Source organism: Kribbella sp. (genome assembly GCF_035687465.1).
Classification (GTDB): domain Bacteria; phylum Actinomycetota; class Actinomycetes; order Propionibacteriales; family Kribbellaceae; genus Kribbella.
The window spans coordinates 1-22683 of sequence record NZ_DASRXP010000449.1; the positions used below are offsets into that span (position 1 = coordinate 1).

19 protein-coding genes are annotated in these 22683 nt (G+C 67.7%); 12 read left to right on the forward strand and 7 right to left on the reverse strand.

Translation table 11 applies throughout. The features are described from left to right. The 4 genes from VFG33_RS23215 to VFG33_RS23230 form a co-directional block, all read left to right on the forward strand. A partial coding sequence (locus VFG33_RS23215; protein ID WP_325055037.1) for a hypothetical protein occupies positions 1–428 on the forward strand: 428 nt, incomplete at its 5' end. Positions 429–505: 77 nt separating this feature from the next. Continuing rightward, complete coding sequence (locus VFG33_RS23220; protein WP_325055038.1) at positions 506–1438, forward strand: LLM class F420-dependent oxidoreductase; 933 nt, start codon at positions 506–508, stop codon at positions 1436–1438. 171 nt (positions 1439–1609) lie between these two features. Then, positions 1610–4384, forward strand: coding sequence for an aconitate hydratase AcnA (gene acnA, locus VFG33_RS23225; protein ID WP_325055039.1), 2775 nt, complete (start codon positions 1610–1612; stop codon positions 4382–4384). 23 nt (positions 4385–4407) lie between these two features. Further along, positions 4408–5124: a sulfite exporter TauE/SafE family protein gene (locus VFG33_RS23230; protein ID WP_325055040.1), complete on the forward strand. Its 717-nt coding sequence runs from the start codon at positions 4408–4410 to the stop codon at positions 5122–5124. A gap of 59 nt (positions 5125–5183) precedes the next feature. Here the strand turns inward: VFG33_RS23230 and VFG33_RS23235 are convergent, their stop codons facing one another. Further along, positions 5184–6020 carry a zinc metalloprotease gene (locus tag VFG33_RS23235; protein WP_325055041.1) on the reverse strand — a complete coding sequence of 279 codons (837 nt, stop codon included), beginning with the start codon at positions 6018–6020 and terminating at the stop codon, positions 5184–5186. Positions 6021–6137: 117 nt separating this feature from the next. On the opposite strand from VFG33_RS23235, the gene VFG33_RS23240 reads away from it, so the two are divergent. Then, positions 6138–6686 carry a HEAT repeat domain-containing protein gene (locus VFG33_RS23240; protein ID WP_325055042.1) on the forward strand — a complete coding sequence of 183 codons (549 nt, stop codon included), beginning with the start codon at positions 6138–6140 and terminating at the stop codon, positions 6684–6686. 4 nt (positions 6687–6690) lie between these two features. Here the strand turns inward: VFG33_RS23240 and VFG33_RS23245 are convergent, their stop codons facing one another. Continuing rightward, the gene (locus VFG33_RS23245) at positions 6691–8475 is read right to left on the reverse strand and encodes a glycosyl hydrolase family 28-related protein (protein ID WP_325055043.1); all 1785 of its coding nucleotides are present in this window, start codon (positions 8473–8475) and stop codon (positions 6691–6693) included. 164 nt (positions 8476–8639) lie between these two features. Between VFG33_RS23245 and VFG33_RS23250 the strand changes: the two genes are divergently transcribed. The 3 genes from VFG33_RS23250 (at position 8640) to VFG33_RS23260 (ending at position 12371) form a co-directional block, all read left to right on the forward strand. Continuing rightward, complete coding sequence (locus VFG33_RS23250) at positions 8640–9749, forward strand: LacI family DNA-binding transcriptional regulator (RefSeq protein WP_325055044.1); 1110 nt, start codon at positions 8640–8642, stop codon at positions 9747–9749. A gap of 109 nt (positions 9750–9858) precedes the next feature. Then, positions 9859–10509, forward strand: a complete 651-nt coding sequence (locus tag VFG33_RS23255) for a DUF3558 domain-containing protein (protein ID WP_325055045.1) — start codon at positions 9859–9861, stop codon at positions 10507–10509. Positions 10510–10709: 200 nt separating this feature from the next. Further along, positions 10710–12371, forward strand: coding sequence for an alkaline phosphatase D family protein (locus VFG33_RS23260; protein WP_325055046.1), 1662 nt, complete (start codon positions 10710–10712; stop codon positions 12369–12371). 27 nt (positions 12372–12398) lie between these two features. Here the strand turns inward: VFG33_RS23260 and VFG33_RS23265 are convergent, their stop codons facing one another. Both VFG33_RS23265 and VFG33_RS23270 read right to left on the reverse strand, forming a co-directional pair. Next, positions 12399–12815 (reverse strand): HIT family protein, encoded by a 417-nt coding sequence (locus VFG33_RS23265; RefSeq protein WP_325055047.1) that lies wholly within the window; start codon positions 12813–12815, stop codon positions 12399–12401. Then, positions 12815–14722 carry a Na+/H+ antiporter gene (locus tag VFG33_RS23270; RefSeq protein ID WP_325055048.1) on the reverse strand — a complete coding sequence of 636 codons (1908 nt, stop codon included), beginning with the start codon at positions 14720–14722 and terminating at the stop codon, positions 12815–12817. The genes VFG33_RS23265 and VFG33_RS23270 overlap by 1 nt, the downstream gene beginning before the upstream one ends. A 151-nt stretch (positions 14723–14873) precedes the next feature. On the opposite strand from VFG33_RS23270, the gene VFG33_RS23275 reads away from it, so the two are divergent. Further along, a complete protein-coding gene (locus VFG33_RS23275; RefSeq protein WP_325055049.1) occupies positions 14874–16403 on the forward strand; it encodes an alpha/beta hydrolase family protein in 1530 nt (509 codons plus the stop codon). A 2-nt stretch (positions 16404–16405) separates the two neighbouring features. Here VFG33_RS23275 and VFG33_RS23280 read toward each other — a convergent pair whose 3' ends face one another. Next, positions 16406–16900: a DUF402 domain-containing protein gene (locus tag VFG33_RS23280; RefSeq protein ID WP_325055050.1), complete on the reverse strand. Its 495-nt coding sequence runs from the start codon at positions 16898–16900 to the stop codon at positions 16406–16408. Between the two features lie 74 nt (positions 16901–16974). Here VFG33_RS23280 and rfbB point away from each other — a divergent pair, with 74 nt between their 5' ends. Continuing rightward, positions 16975–17973: a dTDP-glucose 4,6-dehydratase gene (gene rfbB, locus VFG33_RS23285; RefSeq protein WP_325055051.1), complete on the forward strand. Its 999-nt coding sequence runs from the start codon at positions 16975–16977 to the stop codon at positions 17971–17973. On the opposite strand, the gene VFG33_RS23290 is transcribed toward rfbB, so the two are convergent. Continuing rightward, on the reverse strand, positions 17970–18482 hold the full coding sequence (locus tag VFG33_RS23290; RefSeq protein WP_325055052.1) for a DUF402 domain-containing protein: 513 nt from the start codon (positions 18480–18482) through the stop codon (positions 17970–17972). The genes rfbB and VFG33_RS23290 overlap by 4 nt on opposite strands. Before the next feature lie 192 nt (positions 18483–18674). Here VFG33_RS23290 and dxs point away from each other — a divergent pair, with 192 nt between their 5' ends. Together dxs and VFG33_RS23300 are read left to right on the forward strand one after the other, a co-directional pair. Then, positions 18675–20570, forward strand: a complete 1896-nt coding sequence (gene dxs, locus VFG33_RS23295; protein ID WP_325055053.1) for a 1-deoxy-D-xylulose-5-phosphate synthase — start codon at positions 18675–18677, stop codon at positions 20568–20570. 4 nt (positions 20571–20574) lie between these two features. Further along, a complete protein-coding gene (locus tag VFG33_RS23300; protein WP_325055054.1) occupies positions 20575–21921 on the forward strand; it encodes a gluzincin family metallopeptidase in 1347 nt (448 codons plus the stop codon). Between the two features lie 11 nt (positions 21922–21932). Here the strand turns inward: VFG33_RS23300 and VFG33_RS23305 are convergent, their stop codons facing one another. Beyond that, positions 21933–22673, reverse strand: coding sequence for an SDR family oxidoreductase (locus VFG33_RS23305; RefSeq protein WP_325055055.1), 741 nt, complete (start codon positions 22671–22673; stop codon positions 21933–21935). Positions 22674–22683: the final 10 nt, after the last annotated feature.

Here is a 22683-nt window from a genome sequence, read left to right on the forward strand (position 1 = left end):
GGCCTCGGCCTCGGGAGACGGCCGCCTTGGGGGCTCTGCGGGAGTGGTGCCGGGCTCGGACGAGGATTGTGCCGTCCGGGTTCACGATCCAGGTGCAGGTGCTTGATCCGGCCGCGCCGTCGTACCGGTTCGATCTGGAACCGCCGGAGGTCGACGACCCGCAGTACGGGGCTGAGTTGTTGAGTGAGTTGCTCGGTGAGCTGTGGCTGGCGGAGGCCGAGGACGTGCAGGGCGGTTGGTTGTTCGCGCGGATCGATGCGGCGGGGCGGACCTTGCGGATCGATCGGTGGTACGACCAGGTGCCGGACTGGTGGGACAACCCGATCGCGCCGCGGCTCGACGTCCAGGGGCTGGTCCGGCGGCTCTACCGGCGCGGGCCCGACTGGCAGCCGTCGTACCTGGAGAAGCTCTACATCACTGCGAGATAGCGGGACCGTCGAGGGAAGCGGTACGTCCTGCGAGATCGCTGGGTTGGTGTCCGGCGGCACGGGATAACGTTGTCAGCATGCTTCTCAGGATCTTCACCGAACCCCAGCAAGGTGCTTCCTACGACGATCTGCTCGCGGTCGCGCGCAAAACGGAGGAGTGCGGCTTCGACGCGTTCTTCCGTTCCGACCACTATCTGGTGATGGGCGACTCCGACGGGCTGCCCGGGCCGACGGACTCCTGGATCACGCTGGCCGGCCTGGCGCGGGAGACCAGCCGGATCAAGCTCGGCACGCTCGTCAGTTCGGCGACGTTCCGGAACCCGGGCGTACTGGCGATCAGCGTGGCCCAGGTGGACCAGATGAGTGGCGGTCGCGCCGAACTCGGGCTGGGCGCGGGGTGGTACGAGGCCGAGCACGCGGCGTACGGGCTGGACTTTCCGGACACGGTCGGGCGGTTCGAGCTGCTGAGTGAGCAGCTCGAGCTGATCACCGGGCTGTGGGACACGCCGGTGGGGGAGAAGTACAACTTCGCGGGCGAGCACTACCAGCTGAAGGATTCGCCGGCGCTGCCGAAGCCGGTGCAGCAGCCGCACCCGCCGATCATCGTCGGCGGCGCGGGCAAGAAGCGGACGCCCGCCCTCGCCGCGCAGTACGCGAGTGAATTCAACGCCGGGTTCAAGTCGATCGAGGAGACCGGCGTGCTGTTCGAGCGGGTGCGGGAGGCGTGCCGGGTGGCCGGCCGGGACCCGGGGACGCTGGCGCTCTCAGTGGCGAACACCGTTGTCGTGGGCAAGGACGACGCCGAGGTGCGGAGGCGGGCGGCGGCGATCGGGCGGGATGTCGATCAGATGGCGGACAACCCGCTGGTCGGTACTCCGGCCCAGGTGGTCGACCGGCTCGGGCAGTTGGCGGAGCTCGGCACGGACCGGTCCTATCTGCAGGTGATGGACCTGTCGGACCTGGACCACCTGGACCTGATCGCGTCCGAGATCCTGCCGCAGGTTTCCTGACCCGCTCCCTGCAGCGGCCCTGTTCGGGGTGCCGGAAGTGGCTCGATGTCGTGTATCTTGATGTCGAGAGAGTTTGGTGAGCGAGGTTAGGGCATCCTGACCTCGCGGCCGGGTGGGATGCTCGGCAGGATGTGCTTCAGCGGATACAGGACCGGATAGAGGAGCAGGTTGATGGCCAGCGTCGACAGCTTCGGTGCCAAGGGTGCACTCGAGGTCAGCGGACAGTCGTACGAGATCTTCAGGTTGGCGGGTATCGAAGGAGCCGAGACGCTCCCGTACTCCCTCAAGGTGCTGCTCGAGAACCTGCTGCGCACCGAGGACGGCGCGAACATCACCGCCGAGCACATCACCAAGCTGGGCAACTGGGATGCGAACGCGGTGCCCGACACCGAGATCCAGTTCACCCCGGCCCGGGTGATCATGCAGGACTTCACCGGCGTGCCGTGTGTGGTCGACCTCGCCACCATGCGCGAGGCAGTCGCCGAGCTGGGCGGTGACCCGGCCAAGATCAACCCGCTGGCGCCGGCCGAGCTGGTGATCGACCACTCGGTCATCACCGACGTCTTCGGCCGCGCGGACGCGTTCGAGCGCAACGTCGAGTTCGAGTACCAGCGCAACGGCGAGCGGTACCAGTTCCTCCGCTGGGGCCAGACCGCGTTCGACGACTTCAGGGTGGTGCCGCCGGGCACGGGCATCGTGCACCAGGTGAACATCGAGCACCTGGCCCGGACCGTGATGGTTCGTGACGGCGTGGCGTACCCCGACACCTGTGTCGGCACGGACAGTCACACCACGATGGTGAACGGCCTCGGCGTCCTGGGCTGGGGCGTCGGCGGTATCGAGGCCGAGGCGGCCATGCTCGGTCAGCCCGTCTCGATGCTGATCCCCAAGGTCGTCGGCTTCAAGCTGACCGGCTCGGTCCCCGCCGGCGCCACCGCGACCGACGTGGTGCTGACCATCACCCAGCAACTGCGCAAGCACGGCGTGGTCGGGAAGTTCGTCGAGTTCTACGGCGAGGGCGTCGGGGCGGTGCCGCTGGCGAACCGCGCCACCATCGGCAACATGAGCCCGGAGTTCGGTTCGACTTGCGCGATCTTCCCGATCGACGACATCACCCTGGACTACCTGCGGCTGACCGGTCGCTCGGACGCCGATGTCGCCCTGGTCGAGGCCTACGCCAAGGAGCAGGGCCTGTGGCACGACGTGTCGGTCGAGCCCCGCTTCTCGGAGTACCTCGAGCTGGATCTGTCCACCGTCGTCCCGTCGATCGCCGGCCCGAAGCGGCCGCAGGACCGGGTCTCGCTGTCCGAGGCCAAGGAGGCCTTCCGCGGCGCGCTGGACGACTACGCGACCGAGGAGCTCGAGGTCGACCCGTCGGAGACCGGTAGCTTCCCGGCCAGCGACGCGCCGAACGGCCACGGCAACGTGAACGACGAGCCGCACGTGCCGCACGGTGGCGCGGGCCGTCCGTCCAAGAAGACCAAGATCACCCTGAACGGCGCCGAGACCGAGCTCGACCACGGCCACGTGGTGATCGCCAGCATCACCTCCTGCACCAACACCTCGAACCCGTCCGTGATGATGGCGGCCGCGCTGCTCGCGAAGAACGCGGTCGACAAGGGTCTGTCGAGCAAGCCGTGGGTGAAGACGTCGCTGGCGCCGGGCTCGAAGGTCGTCACGGACTACTACGAGAAGGCCGGCGTCACGCCGTACCTGGACAAGCTGGGCTTCCAGCTGGTCGGCTACGGCTGCACCACCTGCATCGGCAACTCGGGCCCGCTGCCCGAGGAGGTCTCGGCCGGGGTCCAGGAGGCCGACCTGGCCGTCGTCTCGGTGCTGTCCGGCAACCGCAACTTCGAGGGCCGGATCAACCCGGACGTGAAGATGAACTACCTCGCCTCGCCGCCGCTGGTGATCGCCTACGCGCTGGCCGGGACGATGGACTTCGACTTCGAGACCGATGCCCTGGGCAAGGACACTGCTGGCAACGACGTGTTCCTGAAGGACATCTGGCCGGCTGCGGACGAGGTGGAGAAGGTGATCGCCTCCTCGATCAGCAAGGAGATGTTCACCAAGGACTACGCCGACGTGTTCGCCGGTGACGAGCGCTGGACGTCGCTGCCGACGCCCGAGGGCAAGACCTTCGCCTGGGATGCCGACTCGACGTACGTGCGCAAGCCTCCGTACTTCGACGGGATGGCCAAGGAGCCGTCGCCGGTCACCGACATCGCCGGCGCCCGGGTGCTCGCGAAGCTCGGCGACTCGGTCACCACGGACCACATCTCCCCGGCCGGTTCGATCAAGGCCGACGGCCCGGCCGGCAAGTACCTGGCCGAGCACGGCGTGGACCGCAAGGACTTCAACTCGTACGGCTCGCGCCGCGGCAACCATGAGGTGATGATCCGGGGCACGTTCGCCAACATCCGGCTGCGCAACCAGATCGCACCGGGCACCGAGGGCGGCTTCACCCGCGACTTCACCAAGGACGACGCGCCGGTCACGAGCATCTACGAGGCCGCCGAGTCGTACGCCGAAGCCGGTACGCCGCTGGTGATCCTGGCCGGCAAGGAGTACGGCTCCGGCTCTTCCCGTGACTGGGCAGCGAAGGGTACTGCGCTCCTTGGGGCGAAGGCGGTCATCACCGAGTCGTTCGAGCGGATCCACCGGTCGAACCTGATCGGCATGGGCGTGCTGCCGCTGCAGTACCCCGAGGGCGAGAACGCGGAGTCCCTGGGCCTGACGGGCGAGGAGACCTTCGACATCACCGGAGTCACGGCGCTGAACGACGGCGACGTTCCCCGCACGGTGCACGTGAAGGTCACCGGCACGGACGGTTCGGTCAAGGAGTTCGACGCGGTGGTCCGGATCGACACTCCCGGCGAGGCGGACTACTACCGCAACGGCGGCATCCTGCAGTACGTGTTGCGCTCGCTGATCGCCAACTGACCTACAGAGAGGCCGCCTACAGCGTGGAGTTACACATCCTGCTGTTAGGCGGTCTTTCTATTGTCATCGCGGCACTCGTGCAGGGGACGCTCGGGCTCGGACTGTCGCTGGTAGCGGCTCCCGTGGTCGCGCTGCTCGATCCGTCCTTGATGCCGGGCGGGATGCTCGTGCTCGGCATGGTGATGCCGGCAATGACGCTGGCGCACGAGTGGCGTCACGTCGCGTGGAACCAGGCCAGCTGGCTCACCGGCGCAAGGGTGGTCACCACTCCGCTCGGTGTGCTGGTGCTCGGCTGGCTGTCGGCCCGGGCGATCGGGGCTGTCGTCGGTGTGGTCGTGCTGGCTGCTGTCTGCCTGACCGCCTGGCGGTTGGAGGTCCGGGCCACCCGGCGGAACCTGGTGATCGCGGGTGCGGTCGCCGGTGTCTCGGCGACTGCCGCGTCGATCGGTGGGCCGCCGGCCGCGGTGGTTTTACAGCACGAGCAGGGCTCCCGCTTGCGGGCCACACTGGCTGCGTTCTTCCTGATCGGCTCGATCGTTTCGCTCGCAGCGCTGGCGATTGGTGGCCAGTTGACCGGCCACCAGTTGCTGTACGGCGCTACGTGGGTCCCGGCGTTGGCGGTCGGCTTCGGACTCGCAGTTCCGCTGCAGAAGCGGCTCCGAGGGCCTCGGCTTCGTCAGGCCGTCCTGCTGCTGGCCGCGCTGTCGTCTGTGGCGGTCATCCTGCGCTCGGTCCTCTAGGCAGGGCCGGGGCGACACCCGTAGTAGGTGCCGCCCCGGCTTGTCAGTTTGCTACGTGCTCAGGTGCCGGACAGCGGGTAGATCCGCTTCAGGAGCTCGTAGTCGTAGATGTTCGGGCGTAGCGAGATGTAGGTACCCGATTTCAGACAGCTCCCGCTGGCAGTGTTGTGGTGAAGGGACAGCGCGTGGCCGAGTTCGTGGCAGGTGACGGTGCGGTGCTCGTTGGCCGTCAGCGAGTAGCTGTCGTTCAGCCGGACGGTGACCGGGCCCTGGGTGCCAGGTGCCCAAGTGGTCTGGCCGTACCAGTCGTTGATGCCATAGCGTCCGTTGTAGACGTTGACACAGTGCCTGCCGCTTGGGCAGCCCGCGGTGTACCAGCGGTAATAGGAGTCGATGCCGACTGCTTCGTTCCAGACGTTCACCGCAGCATTGACCGGCCAGGCCGACGATGTGTGGTCGAGGAAGTAGACCTGCGGGTCACGGAAGCCGCCGTAGTTCCAGCGGCGGTCGCACCACTGGTGGGCGGTGCCGAAGCTGAGACAGGCGACCAGCAGGCCCTGCTTCTGGTTGGGCTGTGTGGTGGGCGGCTCCTGTCCCTTGTCGAGTACTCCGGTGACCCCGCTGCGGCGGAGCTTGTCCCGGAGCTGATCCGGTGTCACTCCCTTGGCCGGGTCGTAGATCGTCACGCTGACCGTGCCGTCCTTGGCCTTGCTGGTGACGTAGACGGTGTCGCTGTGATCGTCGTCGGCGGCCGCCGCAGCGTGGCGGGCCGCACTCAGGTTGGCCGCCTGGACGCTCTGATCGTTCACTGACTGGGCGTTGCTGCTGGTGGTCAGGGCCACGACGGCCATCCCTCCAGCGGCGAGTACTGCGGTGACGCGTACTGCTTGCCTCATCTGGTTCCCCTCAACACACTGGCCGCTCGACACGCGGCTTCGCACCGAGGTTAGGAATCGCCACTGTCACCGCGCTGCCCGTACTTCACCCGTAGTTGTCGGTGCTTTACTTCGGGCATGGCCGACGAGAGGCATCCGCGTGAAGTGATCAGTGCCGCCTGTGCGGAGCACGGCGAGGACGAGGTGATCGACCTGTGCATCGCGTTGATGACCGGTCGGATCTCCGGCCAGGAGGCTTTCGGACCGGAGGCGGTGAGAGTCCGCTGGATCGCTCCGGACATGGGTGGGTGGAAGTACGACGATCCGGTCAATCACTACTGGGTTCGGGTGTGGGCGGCCAGGGCGTTCCTCTACGTCTGGCGAGACGACGTGGTCGATGCGCTGCTCGTGGCAGCGGACGATTCGCATTGGCGGGTGCGGGAACACGTTGCCCGGATCACGGCTCAACGTGAGCTCGGGCAATTGGTGGACGCGTTGCTGCCGATGCTCGACTACGAACTCCCTCGCGTCCGAGTGGTCGCCGTACGGGCTGTCGGTGCGGCGGGGGAGTACGAGCATGTGGCGGCGATCGAGGAGCTCAGGGACGATCCGGATGCCGCCGTTCGCGCCGCGGTCGAGCGTGCGCTGGAGAGGCTGGAGCGCAGGCTCGACCGCGAGCTGACCTGATTGCTTAACAGGCCGGTTGCCAGGAGTTGCAGGTCAGCGTGGTCTTGAAGGTGCTCGCCGAGTCGTTCTGATAGGGAATCTTGCCTGCGAGCAGGTTCTGCACGGTGTTGCGGGTGAAGTTGCCGGTGCCGGTGACTCCCGACCTGATCAAGATGCCCTGCTGGGCCGGACGGTCGATCACGTTGTTCGTCAGAGTCACGTTGTTGCGGGTCAGATCGACGAACAGGCCCGCCCGCAGGGAGCCGCGGATGACGTTGTCGGACATCGTGACGTTGGTGAAGGCGGTTGGGAACAGCGAAGTGGGTGACGGCGAGCCGATGTGGACGCCGTACCGGACGCTGTTCCAGCCACCACCGCCGATCAGCACGTTGCCGCTGACCGTCGAGGACTCCAGCGGGTGACCTGTGTCCCCGAACACCGAGATGTCCATCGCATTGTTCGAGGACACGCTGTTGACGAGGTTGTTCTTCACCTCGACGTTCCGCCCGCCGGCGATGCGGATGCCGTTCGCCCACCAGGGAGCGACCGCGGTGTTGTTGAGGATCTTCGTACCGATCATCTGGCCGTTGGTGCCGCTCGCGCCCGCGTCGGAGTACGTCGCGAAGGAGTCGTCGCCGGTACCGCGGGCGAAGTTGTTCCGGATGGTGATGTTGTGGCCGAGCTTGTCCGGGTTCGCGGTGTTGCCGTTGTTGGCGTTGAAGCCGTCGCCGTAGCTGTCCGCGGTCCGGCTGTTCTGGGCGATCCCGTTGGTGCCGGACAGCCAGTTCGCGTCGATGTGGCGGGTCCAGATCCGGTCGACCAACCAGCCACCCGCGCCGCTGGCGTTGACTCCATAATCGGAACCACCAGCCCCGCCGATGCCCCGCCAGATGGCATTCGAGTCGATCTGAAGGTCGGTCACCGTGGTTCCCGAGCCCACCAGGATCTGGGAGCGCCACGTCGCCGGGAGGGGAACCTTGCGGTAGATGGTCGAGTACCACATCCCCGCGCCCTTCACCGTCGCGCCGGTGAAGTTCAACAGGCTGGAGGACAGGCTGTTCGTCAGGTACTTGCCCGGCGGAATCCACACCGACTTGCCCTGCGACTTCGCCGCATTCACGGTGTTCTGGATGGCGGCGGTCGAATCCTTGCTGAAGTTCGGGTCCGCGCCGTACGTGACGACGGACAGCGAGTTGGCGGGTTGGGCCAGCGCGGGCCCGACGTTCTCCAGGTCGACGGAATCGACGTCGTACACCGCTGCCGTGTTCGCGGCGTCCTTCTGGAGCTTGAGGGTGCTGCCCGGGGCGATGGGAGCACCCGTGACCCGGAGGGGGAACTCGTTGTAGAAGCGGTAGGGCATTCCGCCGGCGTTCGGGTCGTCCGGATTCGTGGTCGCGTTGCGGTAGTTCCAGGCCTGCGCCGAGCTCAAGGTGATCGCCTGGCGGAAGGCTGCATTGACGTACAGGTTCAGCGACGCGGTGATGCCGCCGCCTGCCGGTGCGTCCGGAATCGAGGCACGGACCACGAGCGTGTTGGCGGGTTTGCCTGTGTTGTTCGGTAGCGTCACCGAATCGCCGGTGTTCTTCAACTCGACCAGCCCGTAGCCGGACGCCTCCAACTCCAGGGTGGCGACGGTCGGAGGCGTCGTGCCGGGGCTGACGGAGCGTTTGCGGGCGGCGCCGCCGAGCGTTCCGGTTTCGGCTTCGACGGTGACGAAGGGTGTCGTGGCACCGGCCGTGACCGCGGCGCGAGATTCTGTCCTGGGAACCACCACCAGGACACACGCGGCAATCACGGCGATGGTGAGCAACAGGTACAACGGTCGTGGGCTTCTGCGAAGTGAAAGGGGGGCGTCGGTTTTCACTGCATGGGGATTCATGGGCCTCACTGCCAGTGGGGGGCGGGCTGACGGGTTTAACATACTAAGCGGGCATAGCATGTCAAGCTCTGGGCAACCGACCGATCGGAGGATCTGTGAGCGAGAGGGCGCCGCTCTATCAGCAGATCAAGCAGGCCCTGCTTGCGGAGATCGACGAGGGGCTTTTCGATCCCGCGGTTCCGTTCGTGACCCAGCGCGAGGTCTGTGAGCGGTTCGCGGTCAGCACGATCACCGCAGTACGGGCACTCAACGATCTCGTGGCCGACGGCGTGCTGGTTCGGCGGCGCGGCCAGGGGACATTCGTGGCCGAGCCGGCCGCCCGGCGCCGGAACGCCGGCACCCGCGACCATGCGACGGTCGCTTGCATCGTGAACGGCCTGCATGGCCTGCGAGGCGCCCACCTTGCGCACATCCTGGTCACCGTCGAGGCGAGCTGCGCCGAGCAGGGCTACCAGCTCCTCCTCTTCAACTCCGGCGAGTCGACCGCACGCGAGGAAGACGCCTTGCGGCGCGCCTACGAGCAAGGCGTCGACGGCATCGTCCTCTATCCCGTGCAGGGACGCGCGCACGCCGACGTGATCGCCGAGGCCTGCCAGCGACGGGTGCCGCTGGTGATGCTCGACCGCTACCGACCGGACGTCCCGACCGACGCGGTGGTTGCGGACAACCAAGACCTCGGCCGCCAGCTCACCGAGCGCCTGATCGCGCAGGGGCACGAGCGAATCGCCACGCTCTGGGGAGAAACCGAGTGCACCAGCGTGGTCGAGCGGCAGGCCGGCCACGTTCAGGCCCTGCGGGACCACCAACTGCCGATCCGGCCGGCTCTCGCGGTGCTCGGTCCGTACGAGTCGTTGCCGGAGGAGGAACGGCTTGCCGCGCTGAAGGGTCTCCTCGGCTCGGCCGAGCCGCCGAGCGTTCTGCTGTGCGCCAACGGCTACGTGCTGGCGGCGGCCGCCAAGGATCTGTCGGTGCTCGGGCTGCGGGTGCCCGAGGACATCGACCTGGCCTGCATGGATGACAGCGGGCCCTACGATCTGCTCCGGCTCGCCGCCGTCGAGGGCATCCTGCCGTCGGAGGAGATGGCACGACAGGCGGTGGAGCTGCTGGTCCAGCGAATGAGCAGCGGCCGTCCGTACGCCAGACCCGCGCGACGTGTCGTCCTGCCGGTAGCGGTCCGTGAGCGGGAGGCCGCGAACCCTCGCTGAGTGGTGGTTGTGCTGAGCTGTTCACGGAACGGGCGATCGGGCGTAACACGGGGCTGGGACGCTGATGCTCGCTCAGGCCGACGGAGGCCGGGCCCGTTTCCGGGGGGAAATGTTGGAAATCACTACTGGATCACGCCGATCCCGCGGCTCGCTGGTTTCGTCGGCCGTGCTGGGTCTGGCGCTGATCCTGACGGGGTGCGCGGCTGAGGAGACCCGTACGTACGGGCCGACGAGCGCCGGACCCACCAAGACGTCAGGGCCGAGGACTTCGTCGCCGACGGACGTGCCGACGACCGAGGATCCGGCGCTGGCCCCGGTGCGGGTCACCGGGTCGGCATTGTGCGAGCTGTTCAGCACCGCCGAGATCAGCGACGTCCTCGGACTCGCGGTGGGCAAGGTCGTGGTGAGCAAGCAAGGTGCGTACTCGGTCTGCACCTGGAAGACGACGAAAGCGGTGAACGCCAAGGTGCCCGGCGGCGGCATCGTCACGATCACGCGAGCCGACGGCAACCGCTATACGGAGTTCTCGAAGAAGATCACCGCGATCGCCACGGCCAAGAAGGCGAAGGGGCGCAAGGTGCTCGACGGGGTCGGAGATCAAGCGTTCGCTATCGGCGCGTCCGTCAGCGGCGTGCCGATCTGGAATGCAGCAGTCGTACAGGGCGGTCTGCTGACCGGCGTCGAGGTAAGCGGTGCGAAGAGCAAGGCGAGCATCGCCACCGTGAAGGCGTTCATGATCGAGATCCTCGCCCGCGGTTGAACCCGCAGCTCCGGCGACCTGTGGGGGACCGCCGGAGCGCGGTGGTTGAAGCGGCGGAAGGTTGTTCCCTCGTTTAGCACTGTAGGCCCATCTTCACCGGCGTGCTTCAGAAAGCCTTAAGAACGCGGGTGTCGCGTGGTGTCACTTGTTGTCCATCTGGATGTTGGGCGCTGCTTGCCCCGGGTGGAGACGGTCAAGGCATGGAGACCTCCCGTAGATCCGTCCTGAAAGCCGGCCTGGCTTCCACTGCGGCGGTGGCCGGCCTGTCCGCCTCTGCTCTCACCACTGCGACCACTGCCGCCGCGACGCCGGTCCGGCAGGATCCGTTCACCCTCGGCGTCGCGAGCGGCGACCCCTGGCCGGACGGGTTCGTGCTCTGGACCCGCCTTGCCGTCGACCCGCTCGCCGACGACGGCTTGGGTGGCGTGCCGAACCGCGCGTACGCCGTCCAGTGGCAGGTCGCCACCGACGAGCGGTTCCATCGCATCGTGCGTTCCGGGGTTGCCGTCGCCCGTCCCGAACACGCTCACTCGGTGCACGTCACGATCGACGGCCTCTCGCCGAGCCGCGAGTACTGGTACCGCTTCCGCTCCGAAGGCCACGTCTCCGGAACGGGGAGAGCGCTCACTGCCCCGGCCCGCGGGACCACCCCGCGGGAGCTGGCGATGTCGTTCGTCTCTTGCTCGCAGTTCGAGCACGGCTGGTTCACGGCGTACCGGCGGTTGGCTGAGGACCGCCCCGACCTGGTATTGCACCTGGGGGACTACCAGTACGAGTACACCAAGAACACCTACGTCGCGCCCGGCGGGAACATCCGCGATCATGATGGCCCGGAGACCACGGACCTCGCGTCGTACCGGCAGCGGCATGCGCAGTACAAGAGTGATCTGGACCTGCAGGCGGCGCACGCGGTCGCGCCCTGGCTGGTCGTGTGGGACGACCACGAGCTCGACAACAACTGGGCCGACGAGACGCCGGAGAAGCCGGAGGAAGGTTTCCTGGAGCGCCGCGCCGCGGCCTTCCAGGCGTACTACGAGAACATGCCGCTGCGGGCCTCGTCGAAACCGCGTGGCATCGACATGCAGCTCTACCGCCGGGTGAAGTGGGGCGAGCTGGCGACGTTCCACATGCTCGACACCCGGCAGTACCGCGACGACCAGGGCTGCAATGACGGGTACAAGGACTGCCCGGCAGCGGTCGACCCGAAGCGGTCCATCACCGGCACCCGGCAGGAGAAGTGGCTGATCGACGGGTTCCGGCGGTCGGAGGCGCGCTGGGACATCCTCGGCCAGCAGGTCTTCTTCGCCCAGCGCGACAACACCGAGGGCCCGGTCAAACTGACCTCGATGGACTCCTGGGACGGGTACGTCGCCTCCCGGGACCGGATCACCCGCGGCTGGGTGGACGCCCGGGTCCGCAACCCTGTCGTCCTGACCGGCGACGTGCACGCGCACTGGGCCTCGGACCTGAAACTGAACTACGACGACCCGACCTCCCGCACGGTCGGCTCGGAGCTGGTCTGCTCGTCGATCAGCACCGGCGGCGACGGCGCTGACTCGGCCTCCGGGTCCCACCCGTGGCTGCGCTGGAACCCGCACCTGAAGTTCCAGAACAACCTGCGCGGCTACGTGAACACCACCATCACTCGCGAGTCGCTGGTCGCCGACTTCCGTACGGTCCGCGCGGTCAAGACCAAGGACGCCGAGGTCTTCACCCGCGCGTCCTTCACCATCGAGGACCGCAACCCCGGCCTCCAGCAGACCGGTGACACCCCGCCGTCTCTCCCGGCCGCAGCCCGTACGGCGACCGCCGATGACATGACGTCGGCCAACACCATCGCCTGGGAGACCGCCCGGCCGTAAAGCGTCCCGGCGGCGAGCCCGCCGAGCTCACTCAGAGAGCGCTTCCCTGAGTTTCTCGGCGTAGCTCGCCGCCTCGGCGTCGTCGGCGTACTTCGTCCGCGGCCAGAAGAACCCGCGCAACCCGTCGCCCTTGGTCCGCGGTACCACGTGCACGTGCAGGTGCGGCACTGACTGTGAGACAACGTTGTTCACGGCAACGAACGACCCCTGCGCCGCGAACGCCGTACGGACTGCTGCCGCGACCGAGCGGGCGGCTCCGAAGAACGGGAGCATCAGCTCGTCCGGCAGTTCGACCAGCGTCGCGATGTGCTCGCGAGGCACGATCAGGGTGTGGCCCTTGAACACCGGCCGGACGTCCAGGAACCCGACCACCTCGGGCGTGTCCAGGACGATCTGGGCCGGGGTCGAGCCGGCGATGATCGAGCAGAACAGACAGTCCGCCATCAGCCGAGTTTCTCGTCCACGAAGCACCAGCGCCAGTTCTCACCCGGTTCGAAGCTGCGCATCACGGGGTGCGAGGTGGCGTCGTAGTGCTTGCTGGCATGCCGGTTGGGGGACGAGTCGCAGCACCCCACATGACCGCACCCCAGACAGAGCCGCAGGTGCACCCAGGTGCTGCCCGTCTCCAGGCATTCTTCACACCCGTCGGGTGTGTTGGGCGTCCGGACCAGCGGCGCCGCCGCCAGGTGTTCGCACTCGCCGCCGGGATGCGGTGGGAGCCGAAGGTCCTCCGACTGCCCGCCGACGTCGTCGGACTCCGCGCGATCCAGGATGGACTCCTCGATATCAAGGACGACCTGGGCCCGCTGCAGGACTTCGTCGGCGACCTGCCCCTCGTCCCGGACCTCCAGGATGTGGGCGCGCTCGGCTTCCAACATGGCCATCCGCAGCCGGCGATAGGCCTCGCTCGGGGTCTCGTACTCCGATTCCGGTCGCCCGAGTCGCTCCCAGGCAGCCAGCGCCCGAGCCTCCCCACGCTGCCGGAGCATCGCGATCACCTCTTCTGGCACCTCCGGGGTGAGGAGTGCCTCGAGTTTCTCCTCGGCGGCCTTGTGAGCAGCCTGCAGTACTGCGGCCTCCTGCAGTGCGTCCTCCGCGGGATCCGGGCCGGGCAGCCGCATCCGGCGTACCAGCCAAGGCAGCGTGGAACCCTGCAGCAGGAGGGTGCCCGCGGTCACCGCGAGCGCTATGAAGACGAGCACCTCGCGATGCGGCGTGTCCTCGGGGAGCGCGAAAACGGCCGCCAGCGTGACCACGCCGCGCATACCGGCCCACGAGACCACCACCAGGCTCTGCGCGGTCACCGGGCCGGGGCGGGAACGGCCGAGGATCATGCGGGACAGGTAGGTGGTCGGGAACACCCAGATCGGCCGGAGCAGGACGACTGCGAGGAAGACGCCGATCGTGGCCACGGCAATCGTCATGGTCGAGAGCGGGCTGTTGGTCAGATCGTCGAGGATCCAGCGGGTCTGCAGCCCGATCAGCAGGAAGACCGTGTTCTCGAGCAGGAACTGGAACGTCCGCCAGTTGGTCCGTTCGGAGATCCGGGACGCGGCCGACTGGATCAGCGGCGCCTTGTGTCCGAGGATCAGGCCGGTCACCACCACCGCCAGCACCCCGGAAGCATGCACGGGCTCGCTCTCCGCCGCGATGTAGGCGATGAACGGCGCGGTCAGGCTGAGGGTGGTGTCGAGGACCGGATCGGTGAACCGCTTGCGGACCTTGGCCAGAACGATCGCGACGATCATCCCGACCGCGACACCGCCGCCGGCCGCGCGGAGGAAGTCGAGCCCGACGTCCAGGACAGTGGGGGTCGCCGCGGCTGCTGCGATCGCGGCGCGCAGACAGACGAGCGCCGTCGCGTCGTTCACCAGGCTCTCGCCTTCGAGGATGGTGACGATCCGGCGGGGGAGGCCGACCTTCTTCGCGATCGCAGTGGCGGCGACGGCATCGGGCGGGGCGACGACCGCGCCGATCGCGAAGGCGGCCCAGAGCGGAAGGCGTGACTGCCCGTCGGCCTCCGCGCCCAGGTTGATCAGCCAGTAGGCGACCAGCCCGACGCCGACCGTGGTGAACGCGACCAGGCCGACGGACAGCAGCCCGATGGACCGGCGGTGCTTGGAGAAGTCGACCCAGCTGGTCTTGAGGGCCGCCGAGTACAGCAGCGGCGGCAGGAACCCGATCAGAACCACTTCGGGCGAGAGTTCGAACCGCGGTACGAACGGCAGGTAGGACACCGCGATCCCGATCACGACCAGGAGCAGGGGCGCCGAGATCCCGAGCCGCCGGGCCAGTGCGGCCCCGGTCGCGACCACGGCGACGAGGCAGACGATCTCGATCGCGATTTCCACGCGCACAGTCTGGCAGGCGTGTGCCGGTGCGGCGGAAAGGTTCGCCCACGGCTTAGCTCCGAGGGTTTTCGAGAGAGCGCGATCTGGTTCTCTCGCGGCGGTTGGCCTAGCGTGTGGCGCATCGGGGTCTGTCGATCACAGGGAGTCACAGATGCGCCTTCGCGCGGTTATCCGTAGTACGTGCGCACTTGCTTTGCTCGGGTCGGTGGCGCTGGTGCCCTTAAGCGGCTCTGCCGTCGCAGCCGACGTCACCACGACGAACGGTTGCGTGGCCAGCGTTCCAGAGCCCGGTACTACGGTCCCGGTGCGGATCTGCTATTCCCTTTTCCAGCCGGCAGGTTCTTCCGCTGACAAAACCGTGCCGCTGATTTTCCACAGTCACGGCTGGGGTGGCAGCCGCACGAAGGACCCGGCCGCGTTCAAGTCCTGGCTCGACGACGGCTACGGAGTACTGAGCTTCGACCAGCGCAGTTTCGGCGAGAGCACCGGTGTGGCGCACGTGATGAACCCGGATCTCGAAGGACGCGACGTGGTCAAGCTGGTCGACCTCGTCGCCGGTCTTGACTGGGTGACCAAGCAACGACCTGGTGATCCGCTGATCGGCGCGATCGGTGGTTCGTACGGCGGCGGCTACCAGTTCGCCGGCGCCTTCACCGAGGTGCGGGACAAGGGCCGGACACGCTTCGACGCACTCGCGCCCGAGATCACCTGGTGGGATCTCAAGCAGAGCCTGGCCCCGGCGGAGGCGGCTCGGACGATGTGGTTGGCGAGCTTGTTCGCAGTCGGTGGAACGCATCTGCCGCCGGCGGTTTCCGGGGCATTCGTGGCACTTTTCACCACCGGCACCTGGCCGACGGGTCAGGCCGGTCGGGACTTGGACGCGTTCTTCGCGAAGAACGGTCCGGCCTGGCACGTGAAGAACGGCCGCAAACTCGACATCCCGGTGCTGCTCGGCCAGGGCCTGCCGGACAACCTCTTCAACCTGAACCAGGGGCTGCAGAACTTCGAGAGAGCGCTCACCCCGCGTTCCCGGGCGCGCTCGCTGTTCGTCGGTTACAACGCCGGTCACACCTTCCCCAGCGTGGTGCCGCCCGGATTCGTGACCCCTGGCGATCCCTGCTCGATCGCGCTCGGCAGCGCCAACTTCGCCGCGCTGGAGCAGCGGTTCATGGCGCTGCGGTTGAAGAACGAAAGCAGCGGTCTCTCGGGCTTCGGCAGCTACCACCTCGCGACCGCGGACGGCCGGTGCCTGACCCAGCGCAGTCTGGCGCCGAACAAGCAGTTCCAGGTCGGCAAGGTGGTCACCAGCGCGAACGCCGGTCTCCCGATCAACATCGAACTCGCGAAAGGGCCCATCACCGTTGCCGGAGTACCGCGGCTCGACGCCAAGGTCAGCAGCCTGCTCCCGGACGCGGGCGCCTACTTCGCACTGAGCGTCGGAACCACCCCCCTGGACGCCAAGATCGTTCAGAACAACACGATGCCGCTCCGGGAGAAGAAGGTCGTCAAGGGCGTCCGCCGCTCGATCGACCTACCGGGGATCGCGGTCGACGTACCAGCGGGCAAGTCCCTCTTCCTGACCGTCTCGCCGGTCGCCGACATGTTCGCCGGTCAGAACGGCCGCGTGCCCACCATCCTCAAACTCGATCACCTGAAGGTCTCCGTGCACCGAGTCCCCTGAGGTCAGCGCATCTTGTCCAGGTAGGTCTTGTAGATGGTGAGAAAGGGCTCCTCGGCGGCGACGGCGGGGACGAGCCAGTCGCAGGAGGCCTGCGCGGCGGCGATCACCTCGGCCGGATAGGCGTACTTGACCTGGTGGTCGGCGAACTCGTCCTCGTCGTCGACGAAGACCGTGCCGTCCCGGCGCTTGATCACGTCCAGATCGAGATCGATCATCCGGATCTCCTCCTCGCCGAACTCCACCGGCGTGGTGATATCGCAGTAGATCTCGGTCGAGCGCGGCTCGTCGTTGAAGATCGCGGTGAACCAGCGGTCCCGCGGGAACAGTTGGACGTAGGCCGAGGCATGCGTCACCTCCGGCTCCGAACCACGCTGCGACACGGAGTTCGCCAGTGCGCCGAGCCAGACGCCGTACTGGTCCTCACCCAGGTACTGCATCCACTGGTGCCAGTGGAGTTTCCCGTCGTACTTGCGATAGACCACCCGCACGTTGCGCATGCCGTCACCGTACCGGCGCCACCGGTCACAGCCCGGGCGGTGGGGGTCGGCCGCGTGCTCGCTATCCTGTGCCGATGCAACGGATGCTCATCACCGGCGGAGCCGGGTTCATCGGCTCGAACTTCGTGCAGGACGCCGTGCGGCGCGACCCCGACACCGAGATCACGGTGCTCGACGCGCTCACGTACGCCGGCAGTGAGAGCAACCTGACCCCGGTGGCCGACCAGGTCACCTTCGTCCACGGCGACATCTGCGACGCCGAACTGGTCGACAAGCTGGTCGCGGCCACCGACGTGCTGGTCCACTTCGCCGCCGAGTCGCATGTGGACAACTCGCTGAACGATCCGTCGCCGTTCATCAAGAGCAACATCATCGGCACCTTCACCCTGCTCGAGGCGGTCCGCAAGCACGACAAGCGGATGCACCACATCTCCACCGACGAGGTGTTCGGCGACCTCCCGCTGGACTCGGTCGACCAGTTCACCGAGACCACGGCGTACGACCCCTCCAGCCCGTACTCCGCCAGCAAGGCGAGCTCGGACATGCTGGTCCGCGCCTGGGCCCGTTCGTACGGCGTGGCCGCCACCCTGTCGAACTGCGCGAACAACTACGGCCCGTACCAGCATGTCGAGAAGCTGATCCCGCGGCAGATCACCAACGTGCTGATCGGTGACAAGCCCAAGCTGTACGGCGCCGGCGAGAACGTCCGCGAGTGGACCCACGTCGACGACCACAACGACGCGGTGCACCGGATCATCGCCGACGGCCGGCTGGGCGAGACCTACCTGATCGGCTCCGGCGACGAGCGCAGCAACAAGCAGATCATCGAGAAGATCCTCACCCTGATGGGCGAGCCGGCCGACGCCTACGTGCACGTCAACGACCGCCCGGGCCACGACCTGCGCTACTCGAACAACTCCACCAAGATCCGCGCCGAACTCGGCTGGCAACCCCGCTACGCCGACTTCGACGCCGGCCTCTCCGCCACCATCGACTGGTACAAGTCCAACACCGCTTGGTGGGAACCCCAAAAGTCCGCAGCCGAAGCAAAATACAAGGTCCTCGGCCGCTAGACCGCCGGGGTCAGGGCGCGGACCTGGGACAGGTAGGTTTCGTAGACCTTGAGGAAGGGTTCTGTGGTGGTGATGTTGTCGACCACCCAGGCGCAGGAGGCGCGGGCGGCGGCGATCACCTGGGGTGGGTAGGCGTAGGCGAGTTGGTGGGCCTCGAACTCGTCCTCGTCCATCACCCGGACCGCGCCGTCGCGGTACCGGCGGATGTCCAGGTCGAGGTCGACCGTGGTGACGGTGTCGACGCCGAACTCGGCCGGCATGGTGATGTCGCAGTACACCTCGGTCGGGTGCGGGGAGTCGTTGAACAGGGCGCTCCACCACTGGCCGCGGGGGAAGAGCCGGACCCGGGTGTGGTCGATGGTGACCCAGCTGCCGTCGGCGCGCTGGCCGCGGGTGCCGGGGAGCGAGCCGGTCCACAGGCCGTACTCGTCCTCGCCGAGGTTGATGGATTCGAGCAGCCGGTGCGGGTGCCCGTCGTACTTGCAGAAGAGCGTCCTCACCATGTCCATACTTGCCCCACCCCACCGCCCCGGTCTGGCTCCATACCGCTCACTGTAGGTGAGGTCCAAATCACATGCGAGCAAGCGCGCCCCGAACCCATCCCGGAGTGTGAGATTTCTCCGGGCCCCCTTGCCGCGTTCGGCTTCGAACCCCGTGGTGCATAGACTCGTTGCTTCGAGGACAACCTGCGGAGGAGCTCGATGCGTGTGCTGGACTCGGTCGGCGGACCAGAGGACCTGAAGGGCCTGACCGATCATCAGCTCGAGGAACTCGCCGCGGAGATCCGCGACGTGCTGGTCGAGACGGTGTCGCGGACCGGCGGTCATCTGGGCCCGAACCTGGGCATGGTGGAGATCACCCTGGCCATGCACCGGGTGTTCGACTCGCCGCGCGACCGGCTGGTGTTCGACACCGGCCACCAGACCTACGTGCACAAGCTGCTCACCGGCCGGGCGCCGAAGTTCGACACGCTCCGTCAGCAGGGCGGCCTGTCCGGCTACCCGAGCCAGGCCGAGTCCGAGCACGACATCGTGGAGAACTCGCACGCCTCGACCTCCCTGTCGTACGCCGACGGCCTGGCCAAGGCGTACCGGCTGCGCGGCGAGGACCGGCACGTGGTGGCGCTGATCGGCGACGGCGGCCTCACCGGCGGGATGGCCTGGGAGGCGCTGAACAACATCGCCGCGGCCAAGGACCTCAAGCTCGTCATCATCGTGAACGACAACGGCCGCTCCTACAGCCCGACCGTCGGCGGCCTCGCCACCCACCTGACCAGCCTCCGCACGAATCCGCGGTACGAGCGGGTCCTGGACCTGATCAAGAAGAACCTCGGCCGTACTCCGTACGTCGGCGCACCGATGTACGAGGTGCTGCACGGGGTGAAGAAGGGCCTGAAGGACATGCTTGCCCCGCAGGGCATGTTCGAGGATCTCGGCCTCAAGTACGTCGGTCCCGTGGCCGGCCACGATCGCCAGGCGATGGAGGACGCGCTCGCCAAGGCGAAGGCGTTCGGCGGTCCGGTGATCGTGCACGCGGTGACCCAGAAGGGCTTCGGGTACGCCGCTGCCGAGCAGGACGAGGAGGACAACTTCCACCAGGTCCGCCCGGCCAACAAGCCGCGCGGCTGGACGGACGTGTTCGCCGAGGAGCTCGTCGAGATCGGCCACCGCCGGCCGGACGTGGTCGCGATCACCGCGGCGATGCTGCACCCGACCGGGCTGGCCCCGTTCGCGGCCGAGTTCCCGGACCGGATCTTCGACGTCGGCATCGCCGAGCAGCACGCGGTCACCAGTGCCGCGGGTCTCGCGATGGGCGGTATGCACCCGGTCGTCGGGCTCTACGCCACCTTCCTGAACCGCGCGTTCGACCAGCTGCTGATGGATGTCGCGCTACACAAGTGCGGTGTCACGTTCGTACTGGACCGGGCCGGCGTCACCGGCGACGACGGCGCCAGCCACAACGGCATGTGGGACATGTCCCTGCTGCAACTCGTCCCCGGGCTCAGACTGGCCGCGCCTCGCGACGGTGCCCGGGTGTCTGAGCTGCTGAACGAGGCGATCGACGTCGCCGACGCCCCCACGGTGATCCGCTATGCGAAGGGCGAGGTGTTCCCCGACATCGAGGCGATCGACCGCGTCGGCGGCTGCGACATCCTGAGCCGGAGCGGCAACGACGTCCTGGTGATCGGGATCGGGTCGATGGCCGCGACCGGCATGGACGTGGCCAGGCGCCTCGGCGCCCAGGGGTTCGGCGTCACCGTGGTCGACCCGCGCTGGGTGAAGCCGGTCGACCCGAAGCTGATCGAGCTGGCCGCGGCGCACAGGTTCGTCGTCACGATCGAGGACAACGGGCGGGTCGGCGGCTGCGGCGCGACGATCGCCCAGGCGATCCGCGACGCCGGGGTCACCACCCCGGTCCGCGATTTCGGCATCCCGCAGCGGTTCCTCGACCACGCGAAGCGGCCCGCGGTGCTGCAGGAGATCGGGCTGACTGGTCAGGAGCTTGCCCGAGACGTGATAGAGATGATCGCGAGTCACCAAGGGGACGCGATCAGTAATGAGCCAGACACCGCGAGCGGCAGGCAGGGCGGAGCCTGAGCTGATGGAGCCTGCGCCGGGACCGGTGCGGGGCCGTCACTCAGCAGCCCCGCGGCGCCGGGTCGGGCCGCTGCTCGGTTCGCTGGTCCTGGTCGCCGGGACGGTCGCCGGTGGTCTGTACCTCCAGCGCTCGGGCACAGACGGCCCACCCGAGACACCCGCCGCCGCGGACGGAGCCTCCGGTACCGCGGAGCTCGACCTGACCGCGAGAGCCGCAGGAGTGGACAAGGTCCTCGGTCGCCGGGCGGAAGCGGTCCGCCTGAACAAGCCGGCCCAGTTCGTCGCGGACGTCGATCCGGACAACAAGACCCTCCTCGCCAGGCAACAGGCGTTGTTCCGCAACCTCCGGCAGTTCGGCTTCTCGACGCTGCGCTACGAGCGGCTGTCGGAGCAGTTCGACGAGTCCCTGACCGACAAGCACGGCCCGACCACGTACGTCGTGGCGGTGGCGATGGACTACCAGATGAAGGGCATCGACCTCGCCCCGGTCCGGACCATGCTCGGCTACACCTTCACCGAGCGCGGCGACGGCCGCTGGATGCTGGTCTCCGACACCGATCTCGACCGCCGGCTGCCACGCGGTTCCCACCAGGAGCCGTGGGACGTCGGTGACGTCCTGGTCAAACGCGCTTCGCGGGTCCTCGTCGTCGTCGAGCGGGACCAGACGAAGCTGGCGAGCAGCCTGGTGACCAAGGCGAGCAGCGCGGTGAAGGCGGTCAGCAATCGCTGGCCCGGCGGCTGGACCGGCTCGGGCGTGGTGATCGCCCTCGACGACAAGGTCGTCCGCGGTGCCGACTACACCCTGCCGAAGAACGCCGAGGACGCGCTGGCGATGGCGACCTGGGTGTACCGGACGTTGCCGGGCGAGGTGAACAGCACGGGGGAGCGGGCCGACTCGTACGTCGTGGTGAACCCGCGCAACCGGGCCAAGGTCGACGCTCGCACGCTGGCGCACGAGTTCACCCATGTCGCGACCGCGCCGTACGGCGTGAACGCGCCGAGGTGGCTCGTCGAGGGAGCCGCGACGTACGTGGAGTTCCTGCCGATGGACGGTGCGTCCAACCTGGCGCTGCCGACGTACCGGCGGGACGTGGAGACGAAGTACCTGGCCAAGGCGAAGAGCCTGCCCACGGACTCGCTGTTCTTCAAGAACTCGACCAGCTCGTATCCGCTGTCCTGGCTCGCGGTGGATTACCTGTTCACGAAGTACGGCGCGACCGAGGTCGGCACGCTCTACCAGGAGATGGCCGCCCTGGGCTCCACCCAGGCCGAGCGCAACCGGATCATGCTCGAACACCTCGGGATCACCGAGGCCGGCCTCTTCCAGGCCCTCCGGGAGCGCACGACCTGAGTCGGCTTGCCTCAGGCCAGCCGCGCCCCGCCGTCGAGGTGGAGGGTGGTGCCGGTCAGGAAGGGGTTGGTCAATGCCAGCAGGGCGGCGGACGTGATGTCGCCGAGCTGACCGATGCTGCCGGTCGGGTTCTTGGCAGCGGTGGTGGCGAAGAAGCCGTCCTTCTTCTCACCCATCGCGTCCCAGGCGCCGGAGTCGACGATGCCCGGTGAGAGAGCGTTCACCCGGATCGGAGCGAGTTCGACGGCCAGAGCCTGGGCCAGGAAGCTCACGGCGCCGTTCGTGGTCGCCGTCGCCACGCGTCCGGCCGACGGTCGCCAGCCGACGATGCCGGAGAACAGCAGGATCGCGCCGTCCTGGTGCAGCTTCGGGGCGAGGTGTTTGACCAGCAGGATCGGACCGAACACTTTGGCGTCGAAGGCGCCGACCAGCGCGGCACGGTCCAGCTCGACGACCGGCCCGTTCGCCGGGTTGTTGGCCAGGGACACCACGTAGTCCAGCTCGCCGACCTCCTTGGCCAGCCGCTCGATCGACGCTTCGTCACCCAGATCGACCTGGGCGTAGGTGATCGAGTGCTGATCGCCCGTCGCCGAGCTGGAGCCGGTGTCGGAGTCGGAGTCGGAGCCGGTGATGTGGCGCCCGGCGATGATGACCGACGCGCCCGCTTCCGCCGCTTCCGCCGCGAGTTGTCGGCCGATACCGGAACCTCCGCCGACGATGAGCAACTTCTTGCCGTCCAATTGCACTGTCATGACGTCCTTC

What these genes read in the sequence shown, in the direction of transcription:
- VFG33_RS23280 (WP_325055050.1), bottom strand. Translation starts at nt 16,900, where the DNA reads ATGCGCAACGTGCGGGTGGTCTATCGCAAGTACGACGGGAAACTCCAC.
- VFG33_RS23240 (WP_325055042.1), top strand. Translation starts at nt 6,138, where the DNA reads ATGGCCGACGAGAGGCATCCGCGTGAAGTGATCAGTGCCGCCTGTGCG.
- VFG33_RS23265 (WP_325055047.1), bottom strand. Translation starts at nt 12,815, where the DNA reads ATGGCGGACTGTCTGTTCTGCTCGATCATCGCCGGCTCGACCCCGGCC.
- acnA (WP_325055039.1), top strand. Translation starts at nt 1,610, where the DNA reads ATGGCCAGCGTCGACAGCTTCGGTGCCAAGGGTGCACTCGAGGTCAGC.
- VFG33_RS23220 (WP_325055038.1), top strand. Translation starts at nt 506, where the DNA reads ATGCTTCTCAGGATCTTCACCGAACCCCAGCAAGGTGCTTCCTACGAC.
- VFG33_RS23260 (WP_325055046.1), top strand. Translation starts at nt 10,710, where the DNA reads ATGGAGACCTCCCGTAGATCCGTCCTGAAAGCCGGCCTGGCTTCCACT.
- dxs (WP_325055053.1), top strand. Translation starts at nt 18,675, where the DNA reads ATGCGTGTGCTGGACTCGGTCGGCGGACCAGAGGACCTGAAGGGCCTG.
- rfbB (WP_325055051.1), top strand. Translation starts at nt 16,975, where the DNA reads ATGCAACGGATGCTCATCACCGGCGGAGCCGGGTTCATCGGCTCGAAC.
- VFG33_RS23290 (WP_325055052.1), bottom strand. Translation starts at nt 18,482, where the DNA reads ATGGACATGGTGAGGACGCTCTTCTGCAAGTACGACGGGCACCCGCAC.
- VFG33_RS23235 (WP_325055041.1), bottom strand. Translation starts at nt 6,020, where the DNA reads ATGAGGCAAGCAGTACGCGTCACCGCAGTACTCGCCGCTGGAGGGATG.
- VFG33_RS23275 (WP_325055049.1), top strand. Translation starts at nt 14,874, where the DNA reads ATGCGCCTTCGCGCGGTTATCCGTAGTACGTGCGCACTTGCTTTGCTC.
- VFG33_RS23300 (WP_325055054.1), top strand. Translation starts at nt 20,575, where the DNA reads ATGGAGCCTGCGCCGGGACCGGTGCGGGGCCGTCACTCAGCAGCCCCG.
- VFG33_RS23305 (WP_325055055.1), bottom strand. Translation starts at nt 22,673, where the DNA reads ATGACAGTGCAATTGGACGGCAAGAAGTTGCTCATCGTCGGCGGAGGT.
- VFG33_RS23255 (WP_325055045.1), top strand. Translation starts at nt 9,859, where the DNA reads ATGTTGGAAATCACTACTGGATCACGCCGATCCCGCGGCTCGCTGGTT.